13 protein-coding genes are annotated in these 16,157 nt (G+C 70.0%); 2 read left to right on the forward strand and 11 right to left on the reverse strand.

The window, feature by feature from the left end; genetic code table 11:
• Positions 1–207: 207 nt before the first annotated feature.
• On the forward strand, positions 208–777 hold the full coding sequence (locus tag RBJ77_RS39475) for a hypothetical protein (RefSeq protein WP_372349379.1): 570 nt from the start codon (positions 208–210) through the stop codon (positions 775–777).
• A gap of 65 nt (positions 778–842) precedes the next feature.
• On the forward strand, positions 843–1,460 hold the full coding sequence (locus tag RBJ77_RS39480) for a hypothetical protein (RefSeq protein WP_372349380.1): 618 nt from the start codon (positions 843–845) through the stop codon (positions 1,458–1,460).
• 334 nt (positions 1,461–1,794) lie between these two features.
• On the opposite strand, the gene mycP is transcribed toward RBJ77_RS39480, so the two are convergent.
• The 11 genes from mycP to RBJ77_RS39535 form a co-directional block, all read right to left on the reverse strand.
• Positions 1,795–3,216, reverse strand: coding sequence for a type VII secretion-associated serine protease mycosin (mycP, locus tag RBJ77_RS39485; RefSeq protein WP_372349381.1), 1,422 nt, complete (start codon positions 3,214–3,216; stop codon positions 1,795–1,797).
• Positions 3,217–3,219: 3 nt separating this feature from the next.
• Positions 3,220–4,998: a hypothetical protein gene (locus RBJ77_RS39490; protein WP_372349382.1), complete on the reverse strand. Its 1,779-nt coding sequence runs from the start codon at positions 4,996–4,998 to the stop codon at positions 3,220–3,222.
• Positions 4,998–5,525: a hypothetical protein gene (locus RBJ77_RS39495; RefSeq protein WP_372349383.1), complete on the reverse strand. Its 528-nt coding sequence runs from the start codon at positions 5,523–5,525 to the stop codon at positions 4,998–5,000. The genes RBJ77_RS39490 and RBJ77_RS39495 overlap by 1 nt, the downstream gene beginning before the upstream one ends.
• 217 nt (positions 5,526–5,742) lie before the next feature.
• Positions 5,743–8,076 carry a xanthine dehydrogenase family protein molybdopterin-binding subunit gene (locus RBJ77_RS39500; protein ID WP_372349384.1) on the reverse strand — a complete coding sequence of 778 codons (2,334 nt, stop codon included), beginning with the start codon at positions 8,074–8,076 and terminating at the stop codon, positions 5,743–5,745.
• Complete coding sequence (locus RBJ77_RS39505) at positions 8,073–9,632, reverse strand: 2Fe-2S iron-sulfur cluster-binding protein (protein WP_372349385.1); 1,560 nt, start codon at positions 9,630–9,632, stop codon at positions 8,073–8,075. Before RBJ77_RS39505 ends, RBJ77_RS39500 begins: the two co-directional genes overlap by 4 nt.
• Complete coding sequence (locus RBJ77_RS39510) at positions 9,629–10,525, reverse strand: xanthine dehydrogenase family protein subunit M (RefSeq protein ID WP_255976113.1); 897 nt, start codon at positions 10,523–10,525, stop codon at positions 9,629–9,631. The genes RBJ77_RS39505 and RBJ77_RS39510 overlap by 4 nt, the downstream gene beginning before the upstream one ends.
• Before the next feature lie 360 nt (positions 10,526–10,885).
• On the reverse strand, positions 10,886–12,499 hold the full coding sequence (locus RBJ77_RS39515; RefSeq protein ID WP_372349386.1) for a beta-N-acetylhexosaminidase: 1,614 nt from the start codon (positions 12,497–12,499) through the stop codon (positions 10,886–10,888).
• 69 nt (positions 12,500–12,568) lie between these two features.
• On the reverse strand, positions 12,569–13,432 hold the full coding sequence (locus RBJ77_RS39520; protein ID WP_372349387.1) for a carbohydrate ABC transporter permease: 864 nt from the start codon (positions 13,430–13,432) through the stop codon (positions 12,569–12,571).
• Positions 13,429–14,316: a carbohydrate ABC transporter permease gene (locus RBJ77_RS39525; RefSeq protein ID WP_372349388.1), complete on the reverse strand. Its 888-nt coding sequence runs from the start codon at positions 14,314–14,316 to the stop codon at positions 13,429–13,431. Before RBJ77_RS39525 ends, RBJ77_RS39520 begins: the two co-directional genes overlap by 4 nt.
• Positions 14,313–15,623 carry an extracellular solute-binding protein gene (locus tag RBJ77_RS39530; protein ID WP_372349389.1) on the reverse strand — a complete coding sequence of 437 codons (1,311 nt, stop codon included), beginning with the start codon at positions 15,621–15,623 and terminating at the stop codon, positions 14,313–14,315. Before RBJ77_RS39530 ends, RBJ77_RS39525 begins: the two co-directional genes overlap by 4 nt.
• A 233-nt stretch (positions 15,624–15,856) precedes the next feature.
• Positions 15,857–16,147, reverse strand: coding sequence for a DUF3039 domain-containing protein (locus tag RBJ77_RS39535; protein WP_255976123.1), 291 nt, complete (start codon positions 16,145–16,147; stop codon positions 15,857–15,859).
• Positions 16,148–16,157: the final 10 nt, after the last annotated feature.

A 16,157-nucleotide genomic window follows, 5' to 3' on the forward strand; every position in this document is an offset into this window, starting at 1 on the left:
TCAGCAGCGGCGGCTATTTCCGCCGTGCAGGTAACCGACAGCAAGCACGATGATTCAGACCCAATGAAATCTCTGATCGAAAGCTACACAACTGCTGTCGAGCAGTCAGAGGAAATTCCGGTACCCGCCACGGAAGACTAGGCCTTGAGACTCAATCGCCCCAATCTACTTGTTACTGCCGCAGCCTCCCTGTTGATACTCGCCGCGGTGTGTGCCTACGCCTTCAAACTCCACCCGTTCAAGAGCCAGGGGGAGGTCAACTCAGCCGAGATCTGTCAATCGTTGGGCTCCCGCGCCAAATCGACTGTAGTTCTGCGGATGGTGCTGCCTTCCAGGTCTTCCTACTCGTTCGACGACTCCATTTCCGGCGGACATGACACTACGGGCCTCAGTTACAGATCCATGTGTCAGGTCACTGGGGACAGCAACAAGATCCTGCTCAACGCGCGCACGGAATCGCTGGCATCGGAGTCAGGCGCGAGCTGGCTGAAATGGGTGAAGACAACAGCGCTGAGCGATGGTTTCGTACGATCACTCACGTCATTCCCGGCAGGCGCCGAGGCGGTCGCCTCCGGAAACTTTGCAGCCATCTTCATTCCATGCATCTCCGAAGTTGAGAACCGGAGCCAGCAGTACAACATCAGTCTTTCCGTCGAACTCGGAAGGCCAGGCGGAGACTCGACACGCAGTGAGCTGATCAAGCTGGCCAAGAACGCAGCCAATTTCGCACACGGAAAAGCCGGGTGCGACATGCCGCTCGAACTCCCAAACCGCTGATCGATTGCTTCCTCCGAGGTGCCCCGATCGGCAGCCCCCCCGAATTTCCAGACTTACCCCGCAGCTTGGGTGACATCGATGGCGACATCAACCAAAGTCCCGGCCCATCCTCGGCACCACTGGCGAACGCAACGGAAGAGAGTACGTACGTGATGGCGCACAACAGGGGATACCTGCTCACCGCCGCACTCGGTACAGCCCTCCTGATCATCTCAGTCGGTGCGTGTTCTTCGCCGGTGCCGGAGCGCGAGTACGCGGTCCCAAACAACTTGTGTGGCGCGCAGGTCTCGAACACCTCCCTGGAGCCAGTCCTGCCACCGGGAAAGAAGATTTCCGAGCAGCCGACCTCCACGGTGGGCGTTGATCGCTGCCGGCTCCAGGTCGATGGCGAGGTGGTGTTCTCAAGCAGTGTTGAGACGCGGACTGAGGGCGCCTCGGCCCACGATGTGGCCCAATCCGCCATCGGCGTCGAACCTTCGGACTTTGCAACGGACGACGGTCGGTTCATCTATGCCAAGACCGGTGCCGTCGGTCGTGTGCAGTGCCCTCCTTCGCCAGAGACGGAGGCATCGTTGTGGGTGACGGCTCGCACGACGCACACGGCAAGCGCCAAGGACATGCTTGCCTTGATCAAGGACTACGCGAAGGGTACGGCCGAGACGAACGCCTGCGCTGAACGGTGACCTCCGCCCGCATGGCGAGTGCGTTGAGCCATCGGGGCTGGACTTACAAACGCACCCGGCACCGCTGCATCCGAACGCCGTTGCGCGGGCAGGCCTTCATCCTGCTCGTCGCACTGGGTCTGTCGTCATGCGGTGACTCGTGCGCAAAGAACCGCAAGCGGCTGACACGCCCGCTTCGCAATTCTGCGCCGGACCACACTCGACACCTCTGCCGCAGCATCGTTGGAACGCATGGGCGCTCGACCTACCGGATGCTGCGATGACGCATCCGCTGCTGATCGCTCCGTCATCCTCGACACGTCGGGTGCGCGCTACGGCAGGGATGCGGCCGGGGTCAAGAACCTTGGTAAGGGTTGTGGTCAGGGCTGCCGCCCGGAGCGCCCGAACCGTACGGCTGCTGCTGACCGTACGGCTGTTGCTGACCGTACGGCTGCTGCTGCGGAGCGCCGTACGGCCCACCGGGATAGCCCTGCTGCACCGGAGCCCCCGGCGGCGGGGGCGGGACCTGCTGATCGCCGCGACGGCGCCTGGCCGCCACGAAGGCGACGGCTCCGCCGATCACCACGACTGCCGCGACGCCCACGCCGATCCACAGCCCGGTGTTGCCGCCGTCGTCCTTGGCGGCAGCCGCCGCCTCAGGCTTCTCGTCGCTGCCCGTTGCCTTCGAGGCTTCCGGAGCCGGCGACTTGGCCACCACCGGGAAGTCCGACATCGGGAACTTGTCGGCCGGGCCCGGGTTACCGGGGTTGGTCAGGGCGATGCGGGGGCGGACGGCGCCGTAGCCGAGGAAGTCGCTGCGCTGTGCCTTGTCGTCCTTGATTCCACCGATGGTGTTCAGGATGACCTTCAGGACCTGGTTGTTGGTCCAGGAGGGGTGCTTGGACCAGATGAGAGCGGCACTCGCGGAGGCCAGTGCGCTGGCGTCGCTGGTGCCATGGCTCTTGCAGTAGCCCGTCTTGCCGCCACAGGCGTGAACGATGCCCATGCCCGGTGCGGCCATATCCACGTGCGAGGCGTAGTTGGACTCGCTCGTACGCTTCCCGTTCTCGGCGATTGCACCGACACCCACCACGCCGGGGGTGGCGGCCGGGTAGTTGACGGAGTTCGTCGTGCTGCCGTCATTGCCTGTGGCAGCAAAGATCAAAGATCCCTTGCCCAGGGCGTACTTGACTGCCTCCGCCAACCGATCGGTCAAGGGCTTCTGATCCGCGCTAACCACCGCTGCGCCGTGCGAAACGTTGATGACTTTCGCACCGTGGTCTGCTGCGTACCTGATGCCCTCCGCCACCTCGGTGAACACCCACTCGGATGACTCACCGCGGTTGGCAGCCTTCTCACCATCCGAAATCCGAACAGGGAGAATCTTGGCTCCCGGGGCAAGGCCGAAAGCTCCGTTCCCGCCATTGCCCGAACCGGTCCCTGCGATCACCCCGGCGATTCCGGTGCCGTGACCGTCGTAGTCCGTGTGCGCGTCGCCGGTCGCCTTCTTGGCCAGGTCCTTCCCAGGGAGCACCTGACCTTGCAGGTCCGGGTGATCAGCGTTGACTCCGGTATCCACCACGGCCACCGTGATGCCCTTACCGGTGCTGGTCTTCCACATCTGATCAGCCTTCATGGCGTCCAGATGCCACTGCTGCGAGCGGAAGGAGTCCGCCTGGGCGGGGGCCACCGCCACCGTTCCCACCAACAGCAGGCCGAGCGCTGCCGAGGCTGCCGCGCCCAGGTTCCTGCGGCGGTTGCTGTTGGTGGGGGGCATGGGTTACCTCTCGTCGCTCTTGGTGTCGTCCGTGACAACGGAAGGCACACTACGGCGTGCGTCCGGCTGCCAGGTTTCCTGATCCTCGGTGACGTAGTCGGGGCGGTCGCTGCCCTGCTGGTCGTCACGGCGCGTTCCGGGGCGTGATCCGGCCGGCGCTGAGCCGCCATGACCTGCCGCACCCGAATTCCGGGAACCTTCGCCCCCGGCCCCGCCTCCGGCTTGCGGTCGGACCAGGCCGGAACCTCCCTGGCTGAACGCCTTCGAGTTCGCCCGCTGCTGCTGGCTGGGCGAACCTCCGACAACGCCCTTGGCGCCCGTAGCACCGGCAGACAGCCGCCCCGCAGTCGTGCCGCGGGACGAGCCGGAACCGGGGTTGGTCGGCCTGCCGCTGATGCCGCTCTGCGGCTGGGCCGACGGGCCTCGCGTGCCCGTCGTGCCCCGCGTGTTCCCTTCGGCTCCCATGACCGTGCCTCGCGGCATACCGGTCGTGGACCTGCCGGCTCCCGGCTGCTGGCGCCCACCAGTGACACCGCTCTGGGCGGGTCCACGGCCCTGGACCGAGCCGGTGCTCCGGCCCGCTCCTGTCGCGGACTGACCAGGTCCCGTGGTGTTCGTCGGGCGTCCGTATGCGTTCGAGGCACCCGGACCGGTCGGGCGGCCCGTCACGCCAGGGGCCGTGGGACGGCCGTTCGCTCCCGGCGTTCCAGGACCAGTGGGACGGCCGGTCAGGCCTGGAGCTCCAGGCCCGGTGGGGCGACCCGTCAGGCCGGGGGCACCAGGTGCGGTGGGCCGGCCCGTGATCCCCCGGGCCGTCGGACCGGTGGCCGGACGGCCGTTCACCGGCGGGACACCGCCGCGAGCAGGCTGATTGGGCGTGCCGGTGATGCCGTAGGCCGGCGGGATCAGCCCGGGGCCGGTCTGGTTCGGAGCGGTCGGGCCAGGGGGTGCCGGAGGGGCCGATCCGGTCGGCTGCTGTGTCATGGGCGGGAGGGTGTCGACCGAGTCGATTCCCATCCGCGTGGGTGTCTCCGGAACGGCCGGTGCAACGGCCCCGGCAGATCCGCTGACGCTGGGCGCCGCACCGGCCTCAGCACCCGGGCGGGCACCGCTCACCGCGGCTCCGTGCGCGGCTGAACCCGTGCCGGCGATCGAACGGGCGCCACCGACGGCACCTCCCCTGGCACCGCCCCGTCCGGTGCCCAAGTTCTCGCTGCCGTAGAACTTGCTGGCCTCGGGGTCCTGGATCTTTGACGGCATCGGCGGAAACTTCAAAAGCTCCGGCTTCCGCGCCGCCGCCATCTGCGAAGCAGACAGCGAATACGCCTGCCCCAGCTTCTCCAGCTCATCAGCGGTCTGCTGTCGCACCGCCATGTTCTTCGAGAGGATCGTCTGCGCGTCAGGGTCGTTGTGCGCGGACCGCGCCGCGTCGATGTTCGCGTCGACGCCCTTGTCCCGCGGCGCCGAGGTCTTGGCCTTGCCGATGGCCGTGGCCGCCTGGCCGAGCCACTTCGACGTGTCCTGGCTGTAGTCGCCCATCGCCACGGTCACGTTGGCCAGCTTGCCCGCCCACTGGCGGAAGGAGTCGGCGCCGTCGCCCTTCCACTTCACCCACTGAGGACGGACCTTGAGCTCGTCGGCGATGGAGTGGATCTCCTTGGCCGCGGCGGCCAGCTTGTCCGCTGCCGCCTGGACCGTGCCGGCGTCGGCCTCGTCGAGCCACGCGAGCATCTGCTCGTGCGTCATGCCGTCGAACGACGTCTTCTTACCCTGTCCGGCCATCAGAGACCCGTCTCCTCTCCCCCGTCACCGCGCGCCTTGTCGGGTGCGCTCGAGCCGCCTGCGTCGCCTGCCTTGCTCTTCGACGGCTCCGGCACGTACTCACCGCCGTAGTGATCCGTGGTCTCCGCATTGATCGCGGCCAACCGCCGCCGCACGTCGTCGTCGACGTTGTCGTAACCCTTGTGCGACGCCAGTACGGCGATACCCATCGCCTCTATCGAGTCCGAGAGGAGGCTCGAGAGGTTCTCCAGGTCGGCGATGACCGTGTCGTACTGGGTGAACATGCTGTCGGCCTCGTGCCAGCCCTTGTGGCCGCCGCCGAACTTCGTGCGGCCCAGCGGCTCGTGGCCGACCTTCTTCGGGCCCGCCGGTGATTCCCTCAGGTCCTTGATCAGCTGGTCGACCCGCTGCTGGAACTTGGTGAACGACTCCAGCTCGGTGACGACGTCACCGACCGCGTCCTTCGCCGCCTCGACGACGCCGAACGCCCAGCCGCCCAGGCCACCGCCACCCTTGTCGTCCGCCATCGCGTCCGCCCTCCCCGTTCCCCCGTGAAGTCCCTTGGATCCCCGTGCCCCGTACGGTCACTGCCGAAGCCAAAGTCAGAAGTCTGGGCACAACTCTAGCCAGGCGCACTGACAGTTCACAGTCGCCTCAGGGCAGAGGCAACACACATCACGTCACAGAACGCCACGGCGCGTAACAGTTCGAAACCGAGCCGGTCCCGTCAACAGGCCGTGGAATTCAGCCAGTTGCTTCGGCGGGGGCGGCAGATGCCGACAGGGGTTCCGTCACGACCGCCGCCTGCGGGCGGATCGGGAGGCGGTTCACCGGGCGGCCCGTCGCCGCGCGCACCGCCGAGGCGACCGCCGCGGGGGACGCGACCACCGGCACCGCGCTGGCGGCCTTCGCGCCGAACGGGGCGACCACGTCCCGCTCCTCGACCAGCTTCACGATGCGGATGTCCGGCGCGTCGAGGGACGTGGGCAGCGCGTAGCCGGTCAGGTCGGGGCGCCGGACGACGCCCTTCGGTGTCCGGAGGTTCTCCGTGAGCGCCGCGCCCACGCCCTGCGTGACCCCGGCCTCGATGCGGGCCGCGAGCTGGCCCGGGTTGAGGACCCGGCCGACGTCCTGGGCCACCGCCAGTTCCACCACCCGTACGGAGCCGATCTCGATGTCGACGTCGACGACCGCGCGGATCGCGCAGAACGCGAGGCCCACGAACGCGTCGCCCTGGCCGGTCGCGTCCAGCGGCTCGGTGGGGTGGGGGCGGCACTGCGCCGTCGCCCACAACTCCTTGCCCTCCATGGCCTCTTCGACCGTCGTGGACAGGACCCCGTCGTACGACGTGATCTTGCCGTCCGCGATCTGGAGGAGCTCCGTGGACATGCCGAACTTGTGGGCCAGCGGCTGGAGCAGCTGCGTGCGGACCATCTTCGCCGCGCGTTCCACCGCACCGCCCGACACCCACGTGTGACGGCCGCGGCAGCCCGGCCCCGCCGGCGGCTGGTCCGTGTCGACCGGCGCCACGTGGACCTCGTCGATACCGAGCGTGTCCTGGACGATCTGGCGGGCGAGGGTGGTGAAGCCCTGGCCCGTCTCGACCGCCGCGCAGATGACCGTGGCGACGCCGTCCAGGACCTTGACGGTGGCCGTCGACACCTCGTCCGCGCCCTCCGCGCCGAGCATGTGGACCATGCCGATGCCGTAGCCGACGCCCCGCCTGACCGCCCCGGGCTCACCGGCCCCCTCCGGTCCGCCCGGCAGCAGCCAGTCCTCCTCTGGCGTGTCCTTCGGGAGGGCGGGCAGCGGGAAGTCCCGCACCGCGGACAGGAGTTCGGCGACCGGCGCGGGGCACGTCACCGTCTGGCCCGTCGGCAGGACGTCGCCCGTCGCGAGGACGTTGCGCATGCGCAGTTCGGCCGGGTCGATGCCCAGCTTCTTCGCGAGCTTGTCCATCTGGGCCTCGTAGGCCGCGCAGACCTGGAGCGCGCCCTCGCCCCGTACGTGACCGGAGGGCGGGTTGTTCGTGCGGACCGCCCAGCCTTCGATCAGGGCGTGCGGCACCACGTACGGGCCGCAGGCGAAGGCCACGGCCGCCGCCAGCGCGTCCGACGACGTGTCCGCGTACGCGCCCGCGTCGAGCAGGATCTGCGCCTCGACCTTCACCAGCCTGCCGTCCGCGTCCGCGTGGTGGCGGTAGCGGAGCAGCGTGGGGTGGCGGTGCGGGTGGCCCAGGAAGGATTCCTCGCGGGTCGCCGTCAGCTTGACCGGGCAGCCGGTCTTCAGCGCCAGCAGTCCCAGCGGGAGGTGGAAGCTCGGGTCCTCCCGGTCGGCCGTCGCGCCCGCCACGCCCGTGACGACGACCTTCACGCGCTCCGGCTCCAGGCCGTAGCGGGAGGCCGCCAGATCACGGTCGCCGTGCGGGTCCGTGGACGCGATGTAGAGCTCCACGCCGCCGTCGGGGCGGGGTACGGCGAGGCCGGCCTCCGCGCCGATCGGCGCCGGGTCCTGGCGGCCGATGCGGTACTGGCCCTCGACGATCACCTCGCCCGTCGCCTCGGCGTCGCCGTGGCGCAGCGGGATGTGGCGGACCAGGTTGCCGTCGGGGTGCAGGGGTTCGGCGGCGAAGGACTGCTCGGGGTCGGTGACCGGGTCGAGCACCTCGTACTCGACGATGATCGCCGCCGCGGCCATCCGTGCCGTGTCCGGGTGGTCGGCCGCGACGGCCGCGATGGCCTCGCCGTGGTGGCGGACGACCTCGGAGGCGAAGACCGGGCGGTCCGCCGTGCGGTGGCCGGGGAGCGGGCCGCCGGGGACGTCCTCGTGCGTGACCACCGCGCGGACGCCGGGCATCTCGCGCGCGTGGGTGGTGTCGATGGAGACCACGCGTGCGTGCGCGTGCGGGGAGCGCAGGATCGCCGCCCAGAGCAGGCCCTCGGCCCACAGGTCGGAGGCGTACGGGAAGGTGCCCTCCGTCTTGGCGCGGGCCTCCGCCGAGGGGAGCGTGGTGCCCAGTCCGTGCGGGAGTCCTTCCGCTTCTGGGGCCACGGGGACCTCGGTCGTCTCGTTGGTCACGCCTGGCCTCCGTCCTTGAAGTCCCCGTACGTACCGTGCGATCCGTGTGCGTCGTGGCCGCCGTGATCCCCGTAGGCACCCTGGCCGCCGTGATCGCCGTGGTCGCCGTGGAAGTCCTGGATGCCCTCGCTGGGTGCCGGGCCCCCCTGGTGCGGGATGCGGGGCTCCTCCGCGCCAGGTCCTGGCGGTGGTTCGGCGGCCGCCGCCTCCGCGGACGCCCGCCGCTCGACCGTCACCTGCCGGACCGCGTCCAGGACGCCCCGGTACCCGGAGCAGCGGCACAGGTTGCCGCACAGCGCCTGGCGGGCCTCCAGGTCGGTCGGGTTCGGGTTGCCCTCGAGCAGGTCGTGGACCGTCATCGCCATGCCGGGAACGCAGAAGCCGCACTGGACGGCCCCGCAGGCGGCCAGCGCCCGCTGCACGTCGGAGGGCTGCCCGTCGGCGGCCAGGCCCTCGACGGTACGGACCTCGCTGCCGGCCGCGGTCGCCGCGGGCACCAGGCAGGAGGCGACGAGGCGGCCGTCCACCTGGACGTTGCACGCTCCGCACTCGCCCTGCGAGCAGCCGTCCTTGGCGCCCGCGAGGCCGAGGCGCTCGCGCAGCACGTACAAGAGCGACTCACCGATCCAGGCGTCGGTGACGGGGCGGTCGGAGCCGTTGACCCGCAGCACGTAGCTGACCAGGGGGTGGTCGTCGTGGAGCGGGAGGCGGGCCGGGGCGTCGTCCGCCTCCGCGTCGTCGGCCGTCTCGCCGTCCGCGTCCAGGTCGGAGGCCGCCGCCCCCGCCTCCACATCCGCGTCCGCGTCCGAAGCCGGATCCGAAGGCGAATCCACGTCCGCCTCTGCCGGCTCCTCGACCCGTACGGGCTCCGGTTCCGGCTCGACGTCGGCCTCGGGAACCTCAGCCACCACCGGTTCCGGCTCCGGCTCCGGCTCCGGCTCGGGAGCGGCCGGCTGCGCCCACGCCTCGCTCGCCCACGGCGCGGCCGCGCCGCCCGGCAGCGTGGCGGGCGGCGGCGTGCGGTCGCCCCACTGCGAGGCGAGCGCCGAGGTCGTGAACTCGCCCGACTCGTCCGGCAGTTCACCGTCCGCGAGCGGGATCGACCACTGGCCGGTGCTGCCCTGCGCGGGCGCCCCGTACTGCTGCTGGTTCGCGTCGGGCCAGCTGACGCCCCCGCCACCGGAAGCACCACCGGAAGTGCCGCCCGAAGGGGCACCGGAAGCACCACCAGAAGAGTCACCGGAAGCCGAAGGAGCACCGGAAGCACTGCCCGACGGGGCCCCGGCGGAATCCGAAGCCCCCCCGGCCCCCGTCAGCTCCTGCGGCAGCACCCACACCCCGGTCGCCGCCGGGTCGGTCGCGGCGGCACCCGTGGCCGGGCTCACCGTTATCTGCGGCGGCACGTAGCCGTGGCCGGGTGCGGCGAGCGGCGCCTCGTCGGGGAAGCCGTCGGGAGGCAGCTGTACGAACGCGGTCGCGTCGGAGTCGTAGTCGCCCTGGGGCAACGGCTCCCAGCCGTCCGCGCCGGAGCCATGACCGGTACCGGGGTTCGTCACGACAGCGCCCTCCCAAGTGCACGTCGGGCCAGCGCGGCGACGGTGCGCCGCAGATGCAGTACGGCGGCAGGCAGGGTCTCCTGCGTGCCGTCGGGAGCGGGGGCCGGGTCGGGGATGCAGGCCGCGGCGACGTACTCGCCGAACGCCTGCACGGCCTCCGGTACGAGTGCGCTGCGCTCGCCGTCCCAGTCGATGAGCGAGGCCACCCACTGCTCGGCCTCCAGCGGGCGCAGCGGCATCGGCGCGATGGCGCCGACGGCGCAGCGCACGCCGCGCCTGGCCGGGTCGAGGACCAGGGCCACGGACGCGGTCGCCCGGCCGGGGCCGGTCCGTCCGGTGGCCTTCAGGAAGACCTGCGGCGCGTGCAGCAGCGGGACCCGGACGAAGCCGATCAGCTCGCCGGGCCGCAGCATCTCCATGCCGGCCAGCAGGTGCGAGACGGGGACCTCGCGGCGGGCGCCCTGCGGCCCCGCGATGATCAACGTGGCTTCGAGGGCGGCCAGTACGGGCAGCGCGTCGTTCGTCGGGGCGGCCGACGCGATGTTGCCGCCGAGTGTGCCCGCGTTGCGGATCTGCGGCGGGCCCGCGGCGCGTGCGGAGGCGGCGAGGGCGGGGATGAGGGCGGCGAAGTCGGGGCGGCCCATCCGGGCGTGGGTGAGGCCGGCGCCGAGCAGCGCGTGGCCGTCCTGGTACTGCCAGCCGCGGATCTCGCTGATCCGGCCGAGGCCGACGAGGGCGGCCGGGCGGAGTTGACCCGCGTTGACCTGGGCCATGAGGTCGGTGCCGCCGGCGACGGGCACGGCCGCGGGCATCGCGGCGAGCGCTGCGACCGCCTCGTCCAGCGAACCCGGAAGTACCGCGGCCTGTGTCGCCTGCGGTGCGTGCGTGGTCAAAACCGGCTGCCCCTTCCCGATGTCCGGCCGCGCGCCCGGCGGCGTGCCGGTCCCGCGTGGTCCGCGCGTGACCGCCGTTCCCGCCGTTACGCCTGTTCCGCCGTACGGTACGTGCTGACAGGCCGGACGTGGCAACTCTGGCACATCTTCCCAGGAGCCCGGAGAGGGGGTCCGGTAGGAGGCATTCGCCCCTTCCACCTGGGAGATGACCGATATCGCACCGCATCGCCGGTGAGCGCGAATTGACACTCTTCGGTGATGTATGAGGCGACGTAGGCGCGATATAAGGGCCGGTCGTGCCCCTGGGGGCGCACGTGTCCCGGGAGCGCACCCCCGGGACACGCCGCGCGAGGGCCGGACTCACACGTTCGGGGGCGCCCCTTCGATCGGGCGTCCGAGCACTCCGGGTCGACGCTGCCACGGCAACGGGCCGCCCGGCGGCCGGTAGTCGACGCCCAGCGCGTCAAGTCGCCGGTAGTGGACGGCCATGCGGCGCTCGAAGTCCGCGTAGTCGCGCTCGGCCGGGGCCGGCAGTTCGCTCCAGGCCACCTCGCAGAAGGCGGAGAGCCGCGGGAAGGCCTGGTAGTCGACGCGCCGGGCGTCCTCCATCACCTCGCTCCACAGGTTGGCCTGGGTGCCGAGCACGTGCCGGGCCTCGTCCGCGGTGAGCTGGGGCGGAACCGGCTCGAAGCGGTAGACGTCCTCCAGGGTGCGGACGTACCCGATCGGGACCGGCTCGTCCTCCCCGGCCGCCTGCCGGTGGTCCAGATAGACCTGCTGCTCGGGGCACATGACGACGTCGTGGCCGGCCTTGGCCGCGGTGATGCCGCCCGCGTAGCCGCGCCAGGACGAGACGGTGGCGCCCGGCGCGAGGCCGCCCTCCAGGATCTCGTCCCAGCCGACGAGCCGCCGGCCGCGCTCGCTCAGCCAGGTGTCGAAGTGCCGGATGAACCAGGACTGCAACTCGTCCTCGTCCTTCAGTCCCAGTTCCTTGATGCGGGCCTGGGCGGTCGGCGACTGCTTCCACTGGTCCTTGGGGCATTCGTCGCCGCCGACGTGGATGAACGTCGACGGGAAGAGGTCGAGGAGTTCCTCGAAGACGCCCTCGTAGAACCGGAGGGTGTTGTCAGTGGGGGCGAGTACGTTCGGATTGACGCCCCAGGTGTCCCAGACGGGGAGGGAAGACGTGTCGATCACATCGGAGTTGCCGAGTTCCGGATACGCGTGGATGGCCGCCTGCGAGTGGCCGGGCACGTCGATCTCGGGGACCACCGCGATATGCCGGGCGTGCGCGTAGGCGACGATCTCGCGAATGTCGTCCTGCGTGTAGAAGCCGCCGTGCGGCTTGTCCTCCCACAACTCCGAGGCCCGGTGGCCGAATTTCGTCCGTGACCGCCAGGAGCCGAGCTCCGTCAGTTTCGGGTAGCGCTTGATCTCGACGCGCCAGCCCTGGTCGTCGGTGAGGTGGAAGTGGAAGACGTTGATCTTGTGGGCGGCCAGCAGGTCGAGAAAGCGCAGTACCCCGTCCTTCGGCATGAAGTGGCGGGACACGTCGAGCATCGTGCCGCGCCAGCGGAAGCGGGGGGCGTCCTCGATCGTGACGTACGGCAGGGTCCACCGGCGGTCGGCGGCGAGCGGGGCCCGGCGGTAGGCGTCGGGGCCGAGGAGCTGACGCAGCGTCTGGGCTCCCCAGAAGACACCGGCCGCGGCGCCGCCCTCGATGGTCACGCCGCCGGCGGTGACGTCCAGCCGGTACTCCTCGGGCGCCAGGGAGGGGTCGACGGACAGCCGTACGGCGTCGGGGCCGGCCGCGCTCGCGGGCGCCATCGCGAGCCCGGTCACGGCGCCGAGCGTGGCGCGCAGCCAGCGCGCCGTGTCCTCGGTGCCCTCGCCCGCCACGATCCCGGTGCCGTCACTGAGTTCGTACGAGCCGTCGCCCTCCACCACACGGCGGGGTGCCGGAATGAGATCCATGAATGCCAGGCCCTTCTCTACGGGGTCTCTAAGGGGTCTGTGGGGGGTCTCTAGGGGGTCAGTCCTCGGTCAGTCCTTGACCGCGCCGCCGAGCCCGGAGACCAGGCGCCGCTGCACGAGGACGAAGAAGACGAGTACGGGGACGGTCATCACGGTCGAGGCTGCCATGATTCCGCCCCAGTCGTTCTCGTCCGGTTTGAAGAAGACGAGCAGGGCCATCGGCAGCGTCGACTGGGAGGTGTCGCTGATGATGAAGGACTTCGCGAACAGGAAGTCGTTCCAGGTGGAGATGAAGGAGAAGACGCTCGTCGCCACCAGGCCGGGGAAGACGAGCGGGAAGAGGATCTGCCAGAGAAAGCGGGCGCGGCTCGCGCCGTCGATGTAGGCGGCCTCTTCGAGGGCTTCGGGGACCGCCTTCACGAAGCCCCGCAGCATCCACACGGCGAAGGGCAGTGAGAAGGCGAGATGGGGCAGGATCAGCGAGCCGAGCGTGTTGAGCTGTCCGAAGTCCCGCATCAGGAAGAAGAGCGGGATGGTGAGCGCTTCCACGGGCACCATCTGCGCGACGAGGAACATGATGAGCAGCGTCGTGCGGAACCGGAATCGGAATCGCGTCACGGCCGTCGCCGCGAGGAATGCGACGAGCGCGGAGACCACGACGACGGTGCCCGCGACGATGAGGCTGTTGAGGAAGTACCGGCCGAATTCCTGCTGTTGGAAGACGCGGCGGAAGGAGTCGAGGGACGGGGCGAGCGTCCAGGGGCGGGGCTCGGTCGATTCGATCTCGCCGGCCGGTTTGAAAGCGCTGAGCACCATCCAGTAGAGGGGGAAGGCGACGACGAGGGCGATCAGCAGCGCGGACGCCTCGGCGGCGAGCCGCCAGGGCCGGCGGACCCGCAGACCGCGCGCGGCCCGTATGCCGGGCAGGGTCACAGCTCTCTCCCCTCGCGGCGCATCAGCCGCAGATAGACGAGCGTCACCGCGAGCAGGATCACGAGCATCACGACGCCGATGGCCGAGCCGAGGCTGTACTCGCTGCCGGCGAAGGCCTTCTGGTAGGCGTACACGTTGAGCACCAGGTTCTGTCCGGCGATGCCGCCGCCGTTCGTCATGACGTAGATCTGGGTGAAGACCTTGAAGTCCCAGATGATCGACTGGATGGTGACGACGACGAGGATGGGCCGCAGCATCGGCGCCATGACCGAGCGCCAGGTCCGCCACTGCGAGGCCCCGTCGAGCGAGGCCGCCTCCAGGACCTCGCCCGGGATGGCCCTGATCCCCGCGTACACGGTCACCATGACGAACGGGAAGGAGCACCAGACCACTTCGAGCAGGACGAGCGCGAAGGCGCTGTACCGCCCGTAGGTCCAGGAGTAGTCGCCGAGTCCGAGCGCCTTGTCGACCGGGCCGAAGTCCGGGTCGAAGAGGAACATCCAGACGGTGGACCCGGTGATCGCCGGGGTCGCCCAGGCGCCGAGCGCGGCCAGCATCAGCGCGAGCCGGGGCACGGCCCGCACCCGGGTGAGCAGCACGGCGAGCGCGCAGCCGACGAGCAGCGTGGAGACGACGCAGGCCGCCGCGAACAGCACGGTGGCGAGCAGCACCTGCCAGAACTGGCTGTCGGAGAACAGGTGCTGGTAGTTGGCGAGGCCCTGGAAGGTGGTCGGTTCGCCGCCGCTGACCTGGGCCTGGGTGTACTCCAGGAAGGAGATCAGGCCGAGTTGGTAGATCGGGTAGACGAGCAGCCCGCCCAGCAGGACCAGGGCGGGGGCCAGATACAGCCAGGGTGTCCAGCGCGCGCCGTGCACGGACCTCACCCGGCGGCCCCGAAGGCGTCGTCCATCTTCCGTGCCGCGTCGCCGGAGGCGGCCTTCACGTCCTTACGGCCGCTGACGATCTCCTGGAACATGGTCGGCAGGACGAGCGAGGCGTCGATCTTGGCCCAGGCGGGCGAGGCGGGCACGAACTTGGCGCCGGCGCCGAGGGTCTGCACGAACGGCTCGACGAACGGCTCCTTCTTCGCGACCTCGTCCCGCACGTCGGTGTAGGTCGGCAGGAACCCCATGCCGGCGAAGAGTTCGCGCTGGGTGTCCTTCCCGGCGAGCTGCTTCATGAGGTCGACGGCGAGGGTGCGGTGCGAGGTGCTCCTGAGCACGCCGATGTTGTTGCCGCCGGCGAACGCGGGCGCGATCTCCCCCGCCTTCACCCCCGGCAGCGGCACGACGGCGTACTTCCCCTTCACCTTGCCGTCCTCCATGGCCTGGTGGCTGAAGTCGCCGCCGATCGCCATGGCGGCCTTGCCGGAGGCGAAGGCGGTGACGGTGTCGTTGCCGCCCATGGCGGCGCACTTGGCGGCGGGACAGTTGGTGTCGCCGAAGAGGGACGTGTAGGCCTTGATGCCCTTCTGCGCGGCGGGGCTGTCGATCGCGGAGACGTACGCGCCGCCCTTCTCGTCGGCGAGTTCACCGCCGTTGGCCCAGATGAACGGCATCGCACCGTAGGTGTACGCGCCGCCGACGGCGAGCCCGTACAGCTCGGGGCGCGCCTTGTGGATCTTCCGGGCGGTGGCGACGAGTTCGGCCTGGGTCTTCGGGACGTCGACGCCCAGCTGCTCGAAGACGTCGGTCCGGTAGTAGAGGGCGCGGACGCCGACGAAGTAGGGCGCGCCGTAGACCTTGCCGTCGACGGTGACGGACTGCTTGGCGGTCGGGTCCGTCCGGGCGGCCTCGTCCCAGGCCCCGAACTCCTTCGTCACGTCCGCGAGTCCGCCGTCCTTCACGTAGCCGGCGGTGTCGGTGTTGCCGTACTCGATGACGTCGGGTGCGCTCTTCGGGTCGTTGAAGGCGGCCTTGATCTTCTCGGCGCGGGTCTCGACGGGGATGTACTCGACCTTCACCTTCGCCCCGTCGTGCGCCTTCTCGAAGGTGGCGACGGCCTCGTCGACGACCTGCTTCTTGGGCGCGTTGTTGACCTCCTGGAAGAGCCAGACGCGCAGGGTGCCGCTCTTCTCGTCGTCGGCGGAGCCGCTGTTGTCGGAGGTGCCGGGGGCGCAGGCGGTGGCGGTGAGGACAAGTGCCGCGAGGGGGACGGCGGTTCGTGCGGCGAACGTACGGGGGTGGTTCATCGGAAACGCCTCCGAAGTGTCGTTGCAACATACGCAATGGGGGTTTCGCTCTGCACAACACGACGGAGGCTAAAAGGACTGGACCAGTGAGCGCAATGGTTTGCGGAGCACAAAAAGAGGCCCCTGGTGCGCACATCAGCGCACCAGGGGCCTCGTACAAGACCTCGCACCGGGCCTCACACCGGGCTCACACAGGACCTCGCCCGGGAGGTCTCACGGGAAAGGGGACGGGGCTACTTCTTCCCGCCGTCCTTGCCGCCGTCCTTGTCGCCGCCGGCGCCCATGGACTCGTAGATCTCCTTGCACATGGGACAGACGGGATACTTCTTCGGGTCACGGCCCGGCACCCACACCTTGCCGCAGAGCGCGACCACAGGCGTCCCGTCCAGCGCGCTCGCCATGATCTTGTCCTTCTGGACATAGTGGGCGAAGCGCTCGTGATCGCCGTCACCGTGCGACGTCTGCGGCGTCGGCTCTACGAGGGTCCCCGTACCTGTCCCGCGCTCGGGCTCAAGAGTGCTCATGGAGCCCAAG

Origin of the sequence: Streptomyces sp. KL116D (assembly GCF_030766975.1) — a bacterium.
In the GTDB taxonomy this organism is placed as follows: Bacteria; Actinomycetota; Actinomycetes; order Streptomycetales; family Streptomycetaceae; genus Streptomyces; species Streptomyces longispororuber_A.

What these genes read in the sequence shown, in the direction of transcription:
- RBJ77_RS39535 (WP_255976123.1), bottom strand. Translation starts at nt 16,147, where the DNA reads ATGAGCACTCTTGAGCCCGAGCGCGGGACAGGTACGGGGACCCTCGTA.
- RBJ77_RS39490 (WP_372349382.1), bottom strand. Translation starts at nt 4,998, where the DNA reads ATGGCCGGACAGGGTAAGAAGACGTCGTTCGACGGCATGACGCACGAG.
- RBJ77_RS39530 (WP_372349389.1), bottom strand. Translation starts at nt 15,623, where the DNA reads ATGAACCACCCCCGTACGTTCGCCGCACGAACCGCCGTCCCCCTCGCG.
- RBJ77_RS39515 (WP_372349386.1), bottom strand. Translation starts at nt 12,499, where the DNA reads ATGGATCTCATTCCGGCACCCCGCCGTGTGGTGGAGGGCGACGGCTCG.
- RBJ77_RS39495 (WP_372349383.1), bottom strand. Translation starts at nt 5,525, where the DNA reads ATGGCGGACGACAAGGGTGGCGGTGGCCTGGGCGGCTGGGCGTTCGGC.
- mycP (WP_372349381.1), bottom strand. Translation starts at nt 3,216, where the DNA reads ATGCCCCCCACCAACAGCAACCGCCGCAGGAACCTGGGCGCGGCAGCC.